Source organism: Pandoraea pnomenusa (genome assembly GCF_040391475.1).
Lineage (GTDB): Bacteria > Pseudomonadota > Gammaproteobacteria > Burkholderiales > Burkholderiaceae > Pandoraea > Pandoraea pnomenusa_C.
Map to the genome: position 1 here is coordinate 72,194 of NZ_JBEBXS010000013.1, position 16,384 is coordinate 88,577.

Consider the following 16,384-nt stretch of genomic DNA (forward strand, 5'->3'; position numbering starts at 1 on the left):
ACGTCGGGTCAGCGACGCGGTTTCTTCGCCGGCCCTCCCGGACGCTTCGCGGGCGCCTTGCCGGCACCACCACCACCGCCGTGCTTGGCCGGCGGCGCCGCGCCACGGTCGGCGCGCGCCGCCTTCACCTTCGATGATTTCGGCTTGGCCGGACGCTTGCCCGCCGGTGCGGGTTGCACACCGTTGAGCAACGCCCCGCCCTTGGGCAGTTGGCGGATGCTCGGCCCGGCGCTTGCCGAACCGGCGAGACCCGGCGTGCCGGCAGCCGGCGCAGGAACCGGTGCCCCGCCCCGCTCCGCACGACCTGATGTCTTCGCCAGCGTGCGCGCGTTCGGCTCGCGCACCAGGCGGAAGTCGATCTTGCGTGCGTCCAGATCCACGCGGCTGACCTGCACGCGTACGCGATCGGTCAGACGATAACGGATGCCCGTGCGCTCACCGCGCAGTTCGTTGCGCACTTCGTCGAACTGGAAGTAGTCGCTGCCCAGTTCGGTCACATGCACGAGACCTTCGATATAGAGGTCGTCAAGCTGCACGAAGATGCCGAACGACGTGACGGCGCTGATCGTGCCACCGTACTCCTCGCCAAGCTTGTCGCGCATGAAGTAGCACTTGAGCCACGCTTCGACATCGCGCGAGGCTTCATCGGCGCGGCGCTCGTTGGCCGAGCAATGCAGTCCAAGCTCTTCCCAGATCGCATCGCGCTTCTTCGCGCTGGGCGACTTCTTGTTCTTCGCCTCGTCGTCACGCTGCAGCTTGCGGGCATGCGGCGAAAGACCCGTGGTCATTTCCACGCCTTCCGGAATCTGCGGCTCGTACTTCTTGCCCGCCAGAATCGCCTTGATCGCGCGGTGCGTCAGCAAATCGGGATAACGACGGATCGGGCTGGTGAAGTGGGCATACGCCGGATACGCAAGACCGAAGTGTCCGATGTTGTCCGGGCTGTAGACAGCCTGCTGCATCGAGCGCAGAAGCATCGTCTGGAGCATCGGCGCGTCGGGACGCGACTCGATCTGCGTCATCAACTCGGAGTAATCGGACGTGGCCGGTTCGTCGCCACCGCCGAGCGACAGCCCGAGGGTCTTGAGGAACGTGCGCAGCACCTGGAGGCGCTCGCCCGACGGGCCCGCGTGGATACGGTACAGGCCGGGCTGCTTGTGACGCTTGAGGAAGTCGGCAGCGCACACGTTGGCCGTGAGCATGCATTCCTCGATGAGACGGTGCGCGTCGTTACGCGTGCGAGGCAGAATCTGTTCGATCTTGCCTTGCGCGTTGCAGACAATGTACGTCTCCGTCGAATCGAATTCGATGGCACCGCGAGACTTGCGGGCCTTTGCGAGCACCTTGTACAGCTCGTACAGATTCTGAAGATGCGGCAGCAGCGCAGCACGGCGTTGCGCTTCGGCGCCCTTCGTATTGCCGAGCACGGCCGCCACTTCCGTATAGGTCAGGCGCGCAGCCGAGTGAATCACGGCCTGATAGAACTGATACGCCTTCACTTCGCCGTTCGGCGCGACGAGCGCATCGCACACCAGCACGCAGCGATCCACTTCGGGATTCAGCGAGCACAGACCGTTCGAGAGCTTCTCGGGGAGCATCGGAATGACGCGGCGCGGGAAGTAGACGGAAGTGCTGCGCGTGAGCGCGTCGGCGTCGAGCGGGCCACCCGGCGTCACGTAATGCGAGACGTCGGCGATGGCGACGATCAGGCGGTAGCCGTTGGTACGGCCGATCTTGGCGGGTTCGCAATAGACGGCATCGTCGAAGTCGCGCGCGTCTTCGCCGTCGATCGTGACGAGCGGCACGTCGCGCAGGTCGATGCGGTGGCGCAGGTCGGGCGAGCGGACTTCGTCGGGCAGCGCACCGGCAGCGGCCAGCGCTTCGGCGGAGAACTGATGCGGCACGCCGTACTTGCGCACGGCGATCTCGATCTCCATGCCCGGATCGTCGATGTCGCCGAGCACCTCGGAGACGCGACCGATCGGCTGGCTGTAGCGGCTCGGGTAATCCGTGAGTTCGACGGAGACCACCTGCCCCACTTTCGCCTTGCCTTGTGCACGCGGCGGAATCAGGATGTCGTGCCCGATACGCTTGTCTTCGGGGGCGACGACCATCACGCCGTTTTCGTTGAGCAAGCGGCCGATGACGTGCGTATTGGCACGGCTGACGACTTCGACGATATGCCCTTCGGGGCGTCCGCGGCGGTCGTATCCGGCAATGCGCAGCAGCACGCGGTCGTTGTGCATGACCTTCTTCATCTCCTCGTTGGGGAGGAAGAGGTCGTCGCCGTCGTCGTCGCGCACGGCAAAACCATAGCCGTCGCGATGGCCGATCACACGGCCGGCGATGAAATTCGAGGGGTGGGTCAGTTGGTAGTAACCGCGACGGTCGAGGCGAATCTGATCATCGCGTTCCATGGCGGCGAGACGTTTGAAGAAGCCCTCGCGTTCCTGCTTTTTGATGGCCAGCGCTTCGGCGATATCGTTGGCGGACATCGCGGATTCGGCAGTGCGCAGGACGCCGAGGATTTCTTCCCGGCTCGGGATCGGATAGGGATATTTGCTCAAAGGTCGGTAGCGTTACTGTGCCGGTTGCATCCGGCCGAGTGGCGCACCATGCGCCCAACGGTCCGTGGGGATGTGCGTAGCGCGGATAGCGGCCTCGCACGGTCAGGGACAATCATACGGCAAACCTCGTAAAAACTGCCACCTGTGCGGAATTTGAGCGTGAGGACGGAAGTCGGCGAGAGAATCGAAAATATTTTGCACATAAGTGTTGACAGTCCCGCACCGCATACGCATAATCTCACTTCTTCGCAGCGAGCAAGCAGTAAGCGAGCTGACGGGGCCCAGATGGCGGAATTGGTAGACGCACTAGTTTCAGGTACTAGCGGGTAACACCGTGGAGGTTCGAGTCCTCTTCTGGGCACCAACCCAATACGAGAAAAGCCGATGATCGAAAGATCATCGGCTTTTTTCATTTCCGTCGCGAAAAGCCTGCTTTTCAAGGCATACGACGCGCTTCCCTGCCCGCCGAAAAGCGGGAAAACCGCTGCATCGCAACCCCTTGTCGCGTTTCCGTCACGAGACGCTTCCCGTCGCCTCGAATTCGGAAATAACTCTGTAGAATTTACCTCATAAAAAATTGAATAAGGTTCAACGGACGCTGAGTCCGCTGGATTTGCTGGGCTTGTCGGGTGTTTTCGGATCTTGATGATGACTTGCTGGGATATACATGCCTGCCTTCACTCGCGGTGAGCTTGCCGATTTAAACGTTTTCGTCACCATCTGCCGCCGGCAGAGTTTCCGGGAGGCCGCCACCGAACTCGGCGTGACGACCTCCGCATTGAGCCATGCGATGCGCAATCTGGAAGCGCGTCTGGGCGTGAAGTTGCTGAACCGCACGAGCCGCTCCGTGTCGCCGACGGCGGCGGGCGCCGCGCTCGCCCAGGAGCTGGAACAGGGGCTCGAACAGATTGCGTCGGCGATCGGCGCCCTGGATCGCTATCGCGCTTCGCCAGCTGGCCGACTTCGCCTGAACGTGCCGCGCGACGCCGCGCGCCTGCTACTGGATCCGATCCTGCCGCGATTCGTGGCAGCGTATCCCGACATCGAACTGGACGTGACGGTCGACGACCGCATGGTCGACATCGTGGCCGAAGGGTTCGATGCGGGCATGCGTTACGGCGACACGGTGCCGGGTGACATGATCGCCACGCCCCTCACGCCGACACTGAAATGGATCGTCGTGGGCGCGCCTTCCTATTTTGCGAAATACGGGCGTCCGACCGTGCCCCAGGATCTGCTGTCGCACAATTGCATTCGCATGCGCCTCGGCGACAACACGCTCTACAAGTGGGAGTTGGGCAATGGCGCCGCGGCCATCGAACTGGATGTGCCCGGCGCGCTGAGCATCAACGAAAGCGATGGCGTGATTGCCGCAGCGGTGGGCGGCCTCGGGCTGGGCTACGTGCTGGCGCGCAATGTGGCAACGGAGCTGGAAAACGGCACACTGGAGACCGTGCTGACGGATTGGGCTGTCGACGGGCCGCCACTGTCGATGTACTACCCGAGCCGACGGCAGACACTGCCCGGGCTGCGACATCTGATCGACATGATTCGATCCGAGCATATGGGGCGCGCAGCATGATGCCGGACACCAAAAACACGGCATTCGTTTCGATGTGAAGGTTTTTTGAATATTTCTTCACTCCCTTGTTGACAGCATGTGAGGTCCTCGGCATAATCTCACTTCTTCGCAGCGAGCAAGCAGTAAGCGAGCTGACGGGGCCCAGATGGCGGAATTGGTAGACGCACTAGTTTCAGGTACTAGCGGGTAACACCGTGGAGGTTCGAGTCCTCTTCTGGGCACCAACCCAATACGAGAAAAGCCGATGATCGAAAGATCATCGGCTTTTTTCATTTCCGTCGCGAAAAGCCTGCCTCCCCGCCACCCAAGGGAATAAGCATCCAACAAAAAAATCGTTGCCCTGCACCATGTGCGTAGGGAGGATGGTTGTTTTGCTGGAGACCAGCGGGTACGGGCGGGAGCCGCCATGCAGCACGAAGCGCAAGACAAACGAAACACGCGGGAAGCTCGGGAAGCGGTATCGCCGACGCACCCGGCGCACCCGGACAGGGTTGCGGACTGGTTACTGGCGGGGCTGGAACTCAAGAGCACGCTTTTCCACGTGGGCGAATACTGCGGCGCGTATCAGGCATCGACCGCGGGCCATCAGCGCGCGAGCTTCCATGTCGTGCTGGACGGCGGTTGCTACCTCCATGTGGCTGCCCACGCGTCACACCCTGCGCGCTCCGTTCGCCTGAATGCCGGCGACGCCGTATTCCTGCTGTCCGATGTTGCGCACTGCCTGTCGCCGCACGCGGCAACACCCGCCAATCTGACAGCGCGCACGGGCACGATGACGCCGCTGCCCGCGCATCCGCGCAACGCCGACACCGCTGCTGCTGCCGATGCCGCCGATAGGGTCGCCCTGGCCTGCGGCTTCTTCGAATTCCGCACCGATCTCGATGCCCTGGTCCTCGGCATGCTGCCGAACCCGATCGTGGCCCGCCGCGACAGCGGACGACTCGAAGGCATGACGCAGATTTTCACGCTGATCCAGGCCGAAGCACGACGCCCGGGCGAGGCCCCCTCACCGCTGCTCGCACGCCTGACCGACCTGCTCTTCTACTATGCGTTGCGCGAAGCCGTTCACGCCGACGACGTTGCGCCGGGCATGTGGCGCCTGATGCGCCGCGACGCATTCGGACGGCTCGCCGCTGCCATCATCGAATCGCCGGGCGAACGATGGACAACGGACTCGATGGCCGAATTCGTTCACATGTCGCGCGCGCGGTTCTGCAAGCAGTTCGCGGAGATCGGCGGACAACCGCCGGCACAGTTCGTCACGCTCGTCCGCATGAAAACCGCTGCAGCGCTACTGCGCGAAGGTGTGTCGCTGCCGGAGGCCGCGGAGCAAGTCGGCTACCAATCGGAATCGGCATTCGCACAGGCATTCAAGCGTGTCACGGGCATTCAGCCCGGCGCGTGGCGACGTCAGGCCAACGAAGTGGCATCGGCCGGCGCAGCCCCCGCCCACGCGCCGCAAGCGGGCCGCATCGGCTATTCTCTGCATTGATCTGCGGCCACCCGCCACGCAATTACGGCGGGACGACTGCGCACTGCAATGAGACAAATCCGCAGAATTTCCAGACGAGTGCGCATTGAGCATCCGCAGCCACTTGCGCACAATGAAGGCTCGACTGTGAGGAGCCCGATATGAGCCGACTGCCATTGCATACCCTTGAGACCGCCCCCGAGGCGAGCCGCCCGTTTCTGGAGAAATCGCTTGCAGCGAACGGCTTCCTGCCGAATCTGGTCGCATCGCTCGCCAACGCACCGACCGCGCTCGAGACCTATCTGACCGTTGGCGCGATCAACGGCCGCGCGAGTCTGACGCTGGCCGAACGTGAAGTCGTCCAGATCACTGCCGCCGGCATCCATGGATGCGGCTTCTGCGTCGCGGGCCACACGGCGGTGGCGCTCAAGAAGGCGCAGTTGCCCGAAGCGCTCGTCAACGAAATCCGTGACCAGCACAAGTTGTCCGACGCCAAGCTCGACGCGGTGGCCGTATTCACGCGTGCCGTGATCGCCACGCGCGGCGCCGTTTCCGACGGCGAACTCGCGGCCTTCAAGGCGGCAGGCTTCGACGACGGCGCCGCGCTCGAAGTCGTGCTTGGCGTGTCGCTCGCCACGCTCTGCAACTTCGCGAACAATCTGTCGCAAAACGAATTGAATCCTCAACTGGCGGCCTACCGCTGGGAACCGAAGGAACAAGCGGCATGAGCACGCACGCCAGCCCGCGCGGCCTCGCCGCACGCGCCCCGGCGCTTGCCGCGTGGCTCGACGCCCACGCCGAGACGCTCGACACCGACGCCTCGCTCTGCGGCGACGTCGTGCCGCAACTGGCCGAGGCCGGCCTGTTGCGTATCGGCGTACCGGTGGCGTCCGGCGGGACTGGCGGCACCATTGGCGACGCGATCGACAGCGTGGCCGACGTCGCCGAACACTCCTTCGCCGCCGCGTTCGTGTTGTGGGGACAGCGCACGTTCATCGAATACCTCCTGCAAAGCCCGAATCAGGGCTTGCAGGAGCGCCTGCTCCCCACCCTGCTGTCCGGCAATCTCGCGGGTGCCACGGGGTTGTCAAACGCCATGAAATACCTATCCGCCATCGAACCGTTGCAGATTCGCGCGGCGGAGGTTCCGGGTGACGGTCATGCGAACGCCTGGCGGGTGACGGGCGCGTTGCCGTGGATCACGAATCTGCGCAAGCAAGGTTTCGTGGCCGCTGCGGCCGCCGACCACGAGGGGGGCGGCCCGCCGTCGATCTTCGCCATTGCGCACGACGCGCCGGGCGTCACGCGCAGCGACGATCTGGATCTGATCGGCTTGCGCGGCACCAATACGGCGGCGTTGCAGATGACGGACACATTGCTGAACGACGACGACCGCATTACCGACGACGCCCCGGCATGGCTCGTTCGCGTGCGTCCCTCGTTTCTGGGGCTGCAGTGCGGCATGTCGCTGGGCCTCGCGCACCGCAGCCTCGCTGGCACGAACGAAGGCGGCCCCGGTGCCCGTGCGGCGGTCGCCGACGACGTGGCAGCACTGACCGAACAACTGAACACCCTCGCAGCCCGCCTGAAATCCGGCGTGGCGCAGGGCGAGTTCGTGCAAACGCCGGCTCGCCTGTTCGAGCTGCGCATCGCGCTGGCAGATGTCGTTCACGATGCCGCCACGCTGGAGGTGCAGACTGGCGGCGGACGCGGCTATCTGCGCGGCCTGTCCGGCGTGGCGCGCCGCCAACGCGAGGCCGCATTCGTACCGATCGTCACGCCCAGCCTCGTGCAACTCAAGAATCAGCTCGCAGCGCAACGTGCGCAGCAACTCAAGACCGGAACGGCTTCATGACCCAACCCACGGCGACGCAACGCGCGCAGACCGACACGTTCATCGCCGCAGCGCGCGAGTCAGACTCGCGCGCATTGCCATTGGCTTCGCCCTTTCTGACGCTGCGCGGCATCGGCCTGTCGTATGGCGAACGCACGATCCTGCGCGGTGTCGATCTGAGCGTTTCGCCCGGTGAGCTGGTCTCGGTGCTCGGGCCGAGCGGCTCGGGCAAGTCGACGCTGTTGCGCATTGCAGCCGGCCTGCTCGCTCCGGACACCGGCACCGTCGACGTGGACGGCACCGCGCTCACCGGCCCGCGCCCGGACGTCGCGCTCGCGTTTCAGGACCCGTGTCTGCTGCCGTGGCTGTCCGTCGAGCGCAATGTCGCGTTTGGCCTGACGTTTGCACGTCAGCCGGCGCTCTCGCGCGAAACGCGCCGTTCGCGTATCGATGCCGCGCTGACCGAGGTCGGCCTCGCGCACGCCCATCAGTTGCATCCGCGTCAGCTCTCGGGCGGCATGGCGCAGCGCGTTGCGCTGGCCCGCTGCCTCGCCCGTCAACCACGCGCCCTGCTGCTCGACGAACCGTTTGGCGCGCTGGACGAAGTCACCCGCGCCGACATGCAGCGTCTGCTGGTGACCGTGGTGCGCGATACCGGCGCCGCTACCGTACTCGTCACACACGACATCGATGAAGCCCTGCTCGTCTCCGATCGCATCGTGCTGCTCGGCAATCAGGGAAGAACGCTGGCGCAATGGCAGATCGACGTGCCTTCGCCGCGTGAAACGCACGTGCAAGCGCTAGGCGCGCTGCGCATCGACATTCTTCAGGCGCTGCAGCAGGCAATGTCGCGCGACGCTACAGCCGCATTCCCGGCACCATAACTCACACGACCTTTTGATACGGGGACTCCCAGACCATGTGCCAAATTTCCCGCCGTGAATGGCTCAAACTCGCCTCGATGATGACGGTCGCCGGCGCCGCGCCGCTGTTGGCGTCGGCAGCCGCACGCGCTGCGGCGGAACCCGACGCGCCGCTGCGCATCGGCTATCTGCCGATCACGGACGCCACGCCGCTGCTCGTCGCGCACAACAATGGCTATTTCGAGCAGGCGGGCATCAAGGCGGAGAAGCCGACGCTGTTGCGCAGTTGGGCGCAATTGATCGAGGCCTTCCTGTCGGGACAGGTGAACGTGGTGCACCTGCTGTCGCCGATGACGGTGTGGGCACGCTACGGCAGTCAGGCGCAAGCCAAGGTCGTGGCCTGGAACCACGTCAACGGCAGTGCAATCACCGTGACCAATGACATCAACAAGGTGAGCGATCTGGGCGGCAAGACCGTTGCCGTGCCGTTCTGGTACTCGATTCACAACGTGGTACTGCAAGGCCTGCTCGCTGCCAACGGTCTCACGCCGGTGCTGAAGAAGAACGGCGCGCTGGCCGCCAACGAGGTCAATCTGATCGTCATGGCGCCGTCGGACATGCCGCCGGCCCTGGCCGCCAGGCAGATTGCGGGCTACATCGTCGCCGAGCCGTTCAACGCTGCGGCCGAGAACCTGAAGGTCGGCAAGGTGCTGCGCTTCACCGGCGACGTGTGGAAGAACCATGCCTGCTGCGTCGTCACCATGCACGAGCGTGATTTGACCGCGCGGCCCGAGTGGTCGCAGAATGTCGTCGACGCCATCGTCAAGGCGCAAGCCTGGACACGCGCTCACCCGGAAGATGCCGCCCGCCTGCTGTCCAAGGAAGGCAACAATCGCTATACGCCGCATCCGTTCCAGGTGTTGCAGCGGGTGCTGGCACCGGCGGAGGCGGAACAGGGACGCTATCTGGCCGACAAGGCAATCCTTCACGCCGACTGGCACGAAAAGCGCATCGATTTCCAGCCGTATCCGTATCCGAGCTACACGGAAGCGCTCGTTCGGCACATGCAGAAGACACAGGTCGAAGGCAACGCACAGTTCCTCGCGAAGCTCGATCCGGCGTTTGTTGCGCGCGATCTCGTCGACGATCGCTTCGTCAAGAAGAGCATCGCGGCCGTTGGCGGCATGAAGGCCTTCGGCTTGCCGGACGGCTTCACGCGGCAGGAGGTGATCGTTGTCTGATTTCGCACCCCGTCGCGTGGCTGGCAGCGCGAGCGCGGTGACTGCGCCCGAAGGCGCCGTCGACGCGGCCCACGCCCAAAGCGGCACGGCGACTGGGCGTCGTCGCCGGCAGGGCTGGCTCGGGCTCGCAGGACTGGCCGGTATCGTCGCGCTCTGGTGGCTCGGCGTCGCGATCTTTACTACGCCCGGATCGCTGGCTGCGCAATTCTCACCGGCAGCCGCACTGCACGCGCTGCCCGATCTGGTGCGCGACGAGCAGCTCGGTCTACACATCGTGGCCAGCCTCCGACGCATTGCGGTCGGTCTGGCATGGGCCGTCGTGCTCGGCGTGCCGCTCGGCTTCCTGATCGGCCGTGTCCGTTGGCTGGACAAGGCGCTGACACCGTCGCTGCAGTTCCTGCGCATGGTATCGCCGTTGTCATGGATGCCGATTGCCGTGATGTCGCTCGGCGTCGGCGATCCGGCGGTGTATTTCCTGCTGGCCTTCGCCGCGCTGTGGCCGCTGGTCATGAGCACGGCCGCAGGCGTCACGCACATCGACCGGCGTTGGGTGCAATTGGGCGAGAGCCTCGCGGCGACGCGCTGGGAGATGCTATGGCACGTCTACGTCCCCGGCATCGCAGCGCATGTGCTGACCGGCGTGCGGCTCGCCATCGGCATTCTCTGGATTGTGCTGGTGCCGGCAGAGATGCTCGGCGTCAACGCGGGACTCGGCTATCTGATCCTCGACACGCGCGATCGCCTCGCCTATTCGGAACTGACGGCCGTCATTCTCGTGATTGGCGTACTCGGCTTCGCGCTCGACTGGGTGGCGCGGTTCGTCTACCGCCGTTTCAGCGGCGCCATGCAGGACGAGTGAGTCGATGCCGTCAGGCCCGTTACAAGTCAGGCCCGTTACAATAGCGGCCTGAATTCACGATGCCTGACGGAGAACGCATCATCGAGCTAGAACGTTTACTGCAATCGCAAGGCTTCGGCAGTCGCAAGATGTGCCGCAAGCTGATCGCGACCGGCGCTTTCGCCATCGACGGCGTGGTGCATGACAACCCTCGCGAAACGGTCGATCCGACCGGGCTGCAATTCACCCTCGACGGTGAACCGTGGGAATACCGCGAACACGTCTACGTGTTGCTCAACAAGCCGGAAGGCTTCGAATGCTCCACGAGTCCGACGCACCACGAAGGCGTGCATTCGCTGTTGCCCCTGCCGCTCGCCGTGCGCGGCGTGCAACCGGCGGGGCGTCTCGATCAGGACACGACCGGCATGCTGCTGCTCTCTGACGACGGCCCGTTCCTGCACGCCATGATGTCGCCGCGCCGCCACGTACCCAAACGGTATCTGGCCACGACCAAACATCCGGTCACCGAGGAAATGCTGCAGGCATTGCGCGATGGCGTATTGCTTCGCGACGAAACCGAACCGCTCGCCGCCACGGACGTCATGAGTCCGTCGTCCCACGAGATCGCGCTGACGATCACGCAAGGCAAATACCATCAGGTCAAACGGATGGTCGCGGCAGCGGGCAATCGGGTGGAGGGTTTGGTGAGAACCGCCATCGGCGGCCTGCCGATGGGGAATCTTGCGCTGGGCGAGTGGCGCTATCTGTCACCGGACGAATTGCTGTCACTGCCCTACGAAGCCGTCACACCGAAGAAATAGGCGTCAGTTCTGCTTGCCCTCAAGCAGGAACTGCGCGCCCTTGTCCTGTCCGAGCGTCTTGACCAGATACGGCAGCGTCGTCTTCAGGGTGTCTTGCAGCATATACGGCGGGTTCACGATGAACATGCCGCTCCCGTGCAGGCCAAGGCCACCGGGTACCGGGTTGCAGACGGTCAGCGCCGCGTGCACCCAGTTCTTGATCGGCTGCCCATTGATCGTCAGACGCTTCATCCGCTCGGGCAGTTGCGACGCCTCACGGCGCTGCACCAGCGGATACCACACGGCGTACATCCCCGTCGGGAATCTGTCGAGACCTTCCTGCACCGTCTGCGTGGCGCGGGTGTAGTCGCGCTTGTCCTCGTACGAGGGGTCGATGAGCGTAAACGCGCGGCGCGAGGCCGGCGGCAGAATCGTCTTGAGCCCGGCAAAACCATCGGCACCGAAAATCATCGTGCGACGTGCAACGTCGCGCCCCTGCGCTTCGAAGTTCTCGCGCAGCACATCCTGCTCGGTCGGGTGCATCTCGAACAGGCGCAGACGGTCACGGTCGCCCAGCAGTTGCAGGGCGAAGTAAGGCGATCCCGGGTAGTAACGCAGATTGCCGTCGGGGTTGAATTCGCGCACTAGCGCGACATAGTCGGCAAGCGACGGCGGCAGATCGTTGCGCGTCCAGAGACGGCCAATGCCGGTCGCGTACTCGCCCGTCTTGTCGGCCCATTTGCCGTCGAGCGCGTAGCCGCCTGCGCCCGCATGCGTATCGATGTACCAGAACGCCGTGTCCTTCTGGCGCATGTAATCGATGCATTCAACGGCAATGAAGTGTTTCAGTACGTCGGCGTGGTTGCCGGCGTGGAAGGCATGGCGGTAGCTGAACATTAGGCAGATCCTGATTCGTCAGGCGGGATTGTAGCCGACGACGCCCCTGCACGGCGTTTCCGGCCCGGTGTCATGCGCAACGGACCGGCGGCAGCCACATGCGATTTGACCGCCTTGTGGCGCGGACACGCCACCAGATGGTCGTTTACCATGCCCGCCGCCTGCATGAACGAGTAGCAGATCGTCGAGCCCACGAACGTGAATCCTGCCTTCTTCAAGGCCTTGCTCATGGCATCCGAGACGGCGGTGCTCGCAGGTACCTCGCTGAGCGACGTCCAGCGGTTCTGCAACGGCTCGCCACCGACGAATTGCCAGACGAAATCGCTGAATCGCGTGCCCGCCGCTTCCATCGCGAGATACGCGCGGGCCCCCTTGATCACGCCATTGACCTTGAGACGGTTGCGCACGATACCCGCGTCCGCCAGCAGTCGCGCCTCGTCGTCCGGGCCGTATGCGGCGATACGCACGGGGTCGAAATTGTCGAACGCGTTGCGGTAGTTGTCGCGCTTTTTCAGGATGGTCGCCCAGGACAATCCTGCCTGCGCGCCTTCGAGCATCAGCAGCTCGAACAACTCGCGCGAATCGCGCAGGGGCACCCCCCACTCTTCATCGTGGTACCGGCGGTATTGCTCGAAGCCTTCGCTCCATGGACAGCGTTCCATTTGCCCCTCGATAGATGCGTTCGCACGCCAACGCGGCGAACCGATGCAGACGAATGGGACAAGTTTGCCAGCAATTGGCGGCGAAGCGAAACGACTTGCCGTGCGTCGTGGGAATTTGCGCCATACGGCAATGCCGATACGGAATTTTCCGGGCACTCGCCAGACTTCACCCAGACTTCACCCAGGCTTCGCTGGCATGCGACGCAACCCGGACCTACCGGTGCGCCGCCGCGACAACGCGATGGTGGACGCCAGCGCGCCGTCCACCATCGCGCCATCGGACGCTTGCGCCTTCACGCCTTCGGGCCTTCGGGCCTTTGCGCTCCGTCCGTCATCAGACCATCAGCTGACCGCCGTTGACCTCGATGATCTGGCCCGTGACATAGCTCGCGAGCGTCTCCGACGCGAGATAAAGGAACGCGCCCGAGCACTCGTCCGGATCGCCCAGACGCCCCATCGGAATGCTCTGGCGGAACGCGTCGATCTGCGCCTCGGTGCTGAACTGTTCGTGGAACGGCGTCATGATGACACCCGGCGACACGGCATTCACGCGAATGCGATCGGGCATCAGTTCCTTGGCCATCCCCCGCGTGAGCGTGCTCACGAAGCCCTTCGACGCCGCATAGATCAGCGCGCCCGGCCCGCCGCCATGACGCGCCGCGATCGACGTCACGTTGACGATCGCCCCGCCGCCCTGCTTGCGCATCGCAGGGACCACGGCGCGCGAGAAAGCCACGACCGAGCGGGCATTGACGTTGATCACGTCGTCGAAATACGCATCCGACACTTCCGTAAACGGCGTGCGCTTGACCAGGCTGCCCGCGTTGTTGATGAGCACATCGATACGCCCGAAACCGTCGAGTACGTGCGCCACCGCGGCGTCGACCGCGCCCGTGTCGGCAACGTCGGCGGCCACCGTCATCGCCTTGACACCGCAGGCACGCACGGCGTCGGCCACCGCCTCCGCCTTGTCCGCCGAACGGTTGTAATGCACGGCGACATTCGCCCCTTGCGCGGCGAAGGCCTTGGCCGCCGCCGCGCCAATGCCCGTGCTCGCGCCGGTAATGAGGACGAATTTGCCTTTCAGATCTTCCATGTTGAATCGCTCCAGAGACTGTCGATACCACTACGGCGAACGACGAACCCGTCACCGTACCGCACGGATATGAAGGAAATCTGGCAGAGGCTCAATCGAGCCAGCGCGTGTCGTACGCCACGACTTCCTGCGTCTGCTCGCCGAGCCCGTCGATGCCGAGGGTCATCACGTCGCCCGGCTTGAGGAAGACCGGCGGCTTCTGGCCCATGCCCACGCCCGGCGGCGTGCCGGTCGTCACCAGATCACCCGGCTTGAGCGTGGTGAACTGGCTCAGGTAATGCACGAGATACGCGACGTTGAAGATCATCGTGGACGTATTGCCCGTCTGACGCCGCACACCGTTCACATCGAGCCACATGCCGAGTTGCTGCGGATCGCGAATCTCGTCGGTCGTCACGAGCCACGGGCCGACGGGGCCGAACGTGTCGAAGCCCTTGCCCTTGTCCCACGTGCCACCGCGCTCGATCTGGTACTCGCGCTCGGACACGTCGTTCACCACGCAATAGCCGGCCACGTAATCGAGGGCGCGTTCCAGCGGCACGTAACGCGCCGTCGTGCCGATCACGAAGCCCAGCTCGACTTCCCAATCGCCTTTGACCGAGCCCTTGGGCAACACCACGCGGTCGTTCGGGCCATTCAGGCAGTTCTCCCACTTCGTGAAGAGCACCGGCTCCGACGGCACCGCCAGCCCCGCTTCGGCCGCGTGATCGCTATAGTTCAAACCGACGGCAAGAAACTTGCCCAACCCCGAGAACGGCACGCCCAGGCGTCCCGGCGACGCCACCACGGGCAACGCTTTCACGTCGAGCGCACGCAGCGCCGCCAGCCCTTGAGGACTCAGGGTCTCCGGCGTAATGTCGGCGAGCACATTCGACAGGTCTCGCACCTGAGCGTCGGCATCGAGCAAACCCGGCTTTTCCTGGCCCTTCGGGCCGTAACGCAGCAGTTTCAAAGCAATTCTCCTTGCGAAATCAATTGGACCAGCCGCCATCGATCAGATGGATGGCGCCGGTGGTGAAAGCAGATTCGTCAGAACCCAGATAGACGGCAAGCGCGGCGATCTCCTCTGGCGCGCCAAGACGCCCCATAGGCTGACGTGCCACGAATTGTTCGCGCACCGCCGCAAGCGTCGTACCGGCGGCCCCTGCCTGCGCGGCGATGCGCTCGCGCAACGACGGCGACTCGACCGTTCCCGGACAGATGGCATTGCAACGAATGCCGCGCGCCACGAAGTCGGCGGCAATCGATTTCGTCAATCCGATCACGGCCGCTTTCGTCGTGCCGTAGGCGAAGCGATTGGGCACGCCCTTCACGCTCGACGCCGCAGACGACATGTTGATGATCGCCCCACCGCCATTGGCCAGCATCGCGGGCAGGAAGGCGCGCGCCGTCCGGTACATGCTCTTGACGTTCAGATCGAACGAGAAGTCCCACGCCGCTTCGTCGCACTCGAGGATCGAACCGTGGTGAACGTATCCTGCGCAGTTGAACAACACGTCGACGACGCCAAGCTCATGCGCAAGCGACGTGACCGCCGCACGATCCGTGACGTCGAGTTCTCGGCGGATCAGATTGGCATGCTCGTCAAGCTCCGAGAGCGCCTGTGCGTTGAGATCGGTCGCGATCACGCGCGCGCCTTCGCGCAAATATGCCTCGACGCTCGCGCGGCCGATGCCTTGCGCGGCAGCAGTAATGACGGCGGTCTTGCCCGCCAGCCGGCCTGTCATGGGTGTCTCCTCCTGGGCCTGTCGATGTTGTGGGTTGCCCGGTGATATGGAAGTCGGAATGTCGCCGTTCAGGTGCCGGCAAGGGCGGCAGCGTCGGTAGCCGGTGCCGGTCCGTCGGCCGACGCCGAGTAAGCGTCGCGAACCCGGCACAGATGCCGTTGCATTGCGTTCGCAGCCTGCTCCGGATCACGCGCATCGAGCGCCGCGACAATGTGGCGGTGGTCCTCGAGACTGCGTTCGAGCACCCCCGGCACCCGAGACGTCACACCCCGACTCTTCTTGCCAAGCAGGTAAAGACTGTTCGCGATGCTCTGCAGGAACGGGTTTGCGCACGCGTCGATGATCGTCTCGTGAAAGGCCATGTCGGCCGCGGAGAACGTCTGCGGATCGCCAAGCAACGCCTGTTCGTCATCGACCAGCGCGTGCAGCCGGGCGAGATCCGCATCGCTCATCTGCGTGGCAGCGAGCGCAGCGACGCCGGGCTCGATGACGAGTCGCGCGTCGAACAGCGCTTCGAGCGTGCCCGCATTGAGCTCGATCACCATTTCGAGCGGCTCGAGCAACTCGCGCATCTCGAGCGAGCCCACGAACGTGCCCTCGCCCTGCCGGATGCGCAGCAATCCCAGCAAAGCCAACCCTCGGATGGCTTCGCGCACGGCCGGGCGCCCGACACCCAGCATGCTCGCGAGATCGCGCTCGGGCGGCAGTTGCTGCCCGGGTTTGAGCAGGCCGGTGCGAATCATCGTGAGCAGGCGCTGAGCGACTTGCTCCGACACGGAAACCTGAACGATGGGATCGAAGGACAT

The 16,384-nt window shown here is 64.3% G+C and carries 15 protein-coding genes and 2 tRNA genes; 10 read left to right on the forward strand and 7 right to left on the reverse strand.

What is annotated here, in order from left to right; all coding sequences use genetic code 11:
• Nucleotides 1–8: 8 nt before the first annotated feature.
• Nucleotides 9–2,567 (reverse strand): ribonuclease R, encoded by a 2,559-nt coding sequence (gene rnr / locus ABWO90_RS15220; RefSeq protein ID WP_353192066.1) that lies wholly within the window; start codon nucleotides 2,565–2,567, stop codon nucleotides 9–11.
• Nucleotides 2,568–2,846: 279 nt separating this feature from the next.
• Between rnr and ABWO90_RS15225 the strand changes: the two genes are divergently transcribed.
• The 10 genes from ABWO90_RS15225 to ABWO90_RS15270 all read left to right on the forward strand — a co-directional run bounded on the left by ABWO90_RS15225 (nucleotide 2,847) and on the right by ABWO90_RS15270 (nucleotide 11,217).
• Nucleotides 2,847–2,931: transfer RNA gene (locus ABWO90_RS15225), tRNA-Leu, on the forward strand.
• Nucleotides 2,932–3,234: 303 nt separating this feature from the next.
• Complete coding sequence (locus tag ABWO90_RS15230; protein WP_353192067.1) at nucleotides 3,235–4,149, forward strand: LysR family transcriptional regulator; 915 nt, start codon at nucleotides 3,235–3,237, stop codon at nucleotides 4,147–4,149.
• A 139-nt stretch (nucleotides 4,150–4,288) separates the two neighbouring features.
• A tRNA-Leu gene (locus tag ABWO90_RS15235) sits at nucleotides 4,289–4,373 on the forward strand.
• Nucleotides 4,374–4,555: 182 nt separating this feature from the next.
• Nucleotides 4,556–5,641, forward strand: coding sequence for an AraC family transcriptional regulator (locus tag ABWO90_RS15240; protein WP_353192068.1), 1,086 nt, complete (start codon nucleotides 4,556–4,558; stop codon nucleotides 5,639–5,641).
• Nucleotides 5,642–5,781: 140 nt separating this feature from the next.
• Nucleotides 5,782–6,348, forward strand: a complete 567-nt coding sequence (locus ABWO90_RS15245) for a carboxymuconolactone decarboxylase family protein (RefSeq protein ID WP_353192069.1) — start codon at nucleotides 5,782–5,784, stop codon at nucleotides 6,346–6,348.
• Nucleotides 6,345–7,475: an acyl-CoA dehydrogenase family protein gene (locus ABWO90_RS15250; RefSeq protein ID WP_353192070.1), complete on the forward strand. Its 1,131-nt coding sequence runs from the start codon at nucleotides 6,345–6,347 to the stop codon at nucleotides 7,473–7,475. The genes ABWO90_RS15245 and ABWO90_RS15250 overlap by 4 nt, the downstream gene beginning before the upstream one ends.
• An 80-nt stretch (nucleotides 7,476–7,555) precedes the next feature.
• Nucleotides 7,556–8,338 carry an ABC transporter ATP-binding protein gene (locus ABWO90_RS15255; RefSeq protein ID WP_502922631.1) on the forward strand — a complete coding sequence of 261 codons (783 nt, stop codon included), beginning with the start codon at nucleotides 7,556–7,558 and terminating at the stop codon, nucleotides 8,336–8,338.
• Nucleotides 8,339–8,373: 35 nt separating this feature from the next.
• Nucleotides 8,374–9,558, forward strand: coding sequence for an ABC transporter substrate-binding protein (locus ABWO90_RS15260; RefSeq protein WP_353192072.1), 1,185 nt, complete (start codon nucleotides 8,374–8,376; stop codon nucleotides 9,556–9,558).
• Nucleotides 9,551–10,417, forward strand: a complete 867-nt coding sequence (locus tag ABWO90_RS15265; protein WP_502922629.1) for an ABC transporter permease — start codon at nucleotides 9,551–9,553, stop codon at nucleotides 10,415–10,417. The genes ABWO90_RS15260 and ABWO90_RS15265 overlap by 8 nt, the downstream gene beginning before the upstream one ends.
• Nucleotides 10,418–10,497: 80 nt before the next feature.
• Nucleotides 10,498–11,217, forward strand: a complete 720-nt coding sequence (locus ABWO90_RS15270; protein WP_353192169.1) for a pseudouridine synthase — start codon at nucleotides 10,498–10,500, stop codon at nucleotides 11,215–11,217.
• Nucleotides 11,218–11,220: 3 nt separating this feature from the next.
• On the opposite strand, the gene ABWO90_RS15275 is transcribed toward ABWO90_RS15270, so the two are convergent.
• The 6 genes from ABWO90_RS15275 to ABWO90_RS15300 form a co-directional block, all read right to left on the reverse strand.
• The gene (locus tag ABWO90_RS15275; protein ID WP_353192073.1) at nucleotides 11,221–12,093 is read right to left on the reverse strand and encodes a 23S rRNA (adenine(2030)-N(6))-methyltransferase RlmJ; all 873 of its coding nucleotides are present in this window, start codon (nucleotides 12,091–12,093) and stop codon (nucleotides 11,221–11,223) included.
• Entirely contained in the window at nucleotides 12,093–12,755 is a 663-nt protein-coding gene (locus ABWO90_RS15280; protein ID WP_353192074.1) for a DNA-3-methyladenine glycosylase I, read from the reverse strand. Before ABWO90_RS15280 ends, ABWO90_RS15275 begins: the two co-directional genes overlap by 1 nt.
• Before the next feature lie 334 nt (nucleotides 12,756–13,089).
• Nucleotides 13,090–13,851, reverse strand: a complete 762-nt coding sequence (locus ABWO90_RS15285; protein ID WP_353192075.1) for an SDR family NAD(P)-dependent oxidoreductase — start codon at nucleotides 13,849–13,851, stop codon at nucleotides 13,090–13,092.
• Nucleotides 13,852–13,942: 91 nt separating this feature from the next.
• The gene (locus ABWO90_RS15290; protein ID WP_353192076.1) at nucleotides 13,943–14,803 is read right to left on the reverse strand and encodes a fumarylacetoacetate hydrolase family protein; all 861 of its coding nucleotides are present in this window, start codon (nucleotides 14,801–14,803) and stop codon (nucleotides 13,943–13,945) included.
• A 19-nt stretch (nucleotides 14,804–14,822) separates the two neighbouring features.
• Nucleotides 14,823–15,578, reverse strand: a complete 756-nt coding sequence (locus tag ABWO90_RS15295; RefSeq protein ID WP_353192077.1) for an SDR family oxidoreductase — start codon at nucleotides 15,576–15,578, stop codon at nucleotides 14,823–14,825.
• Nucleotides 15,579–15,646: 68 nt separating this feature from the next.
• Nucleotides 15,647–16,384, reverse strand: a complete 738-nt coding sequence (locus ABWO90_RS15300) for a FadR/GntR family transcriptional regulator (protein WP_353192078.1) — start codon at nucleotides 16,382–16,384, stop codon at nucleotides 15,647–15,649.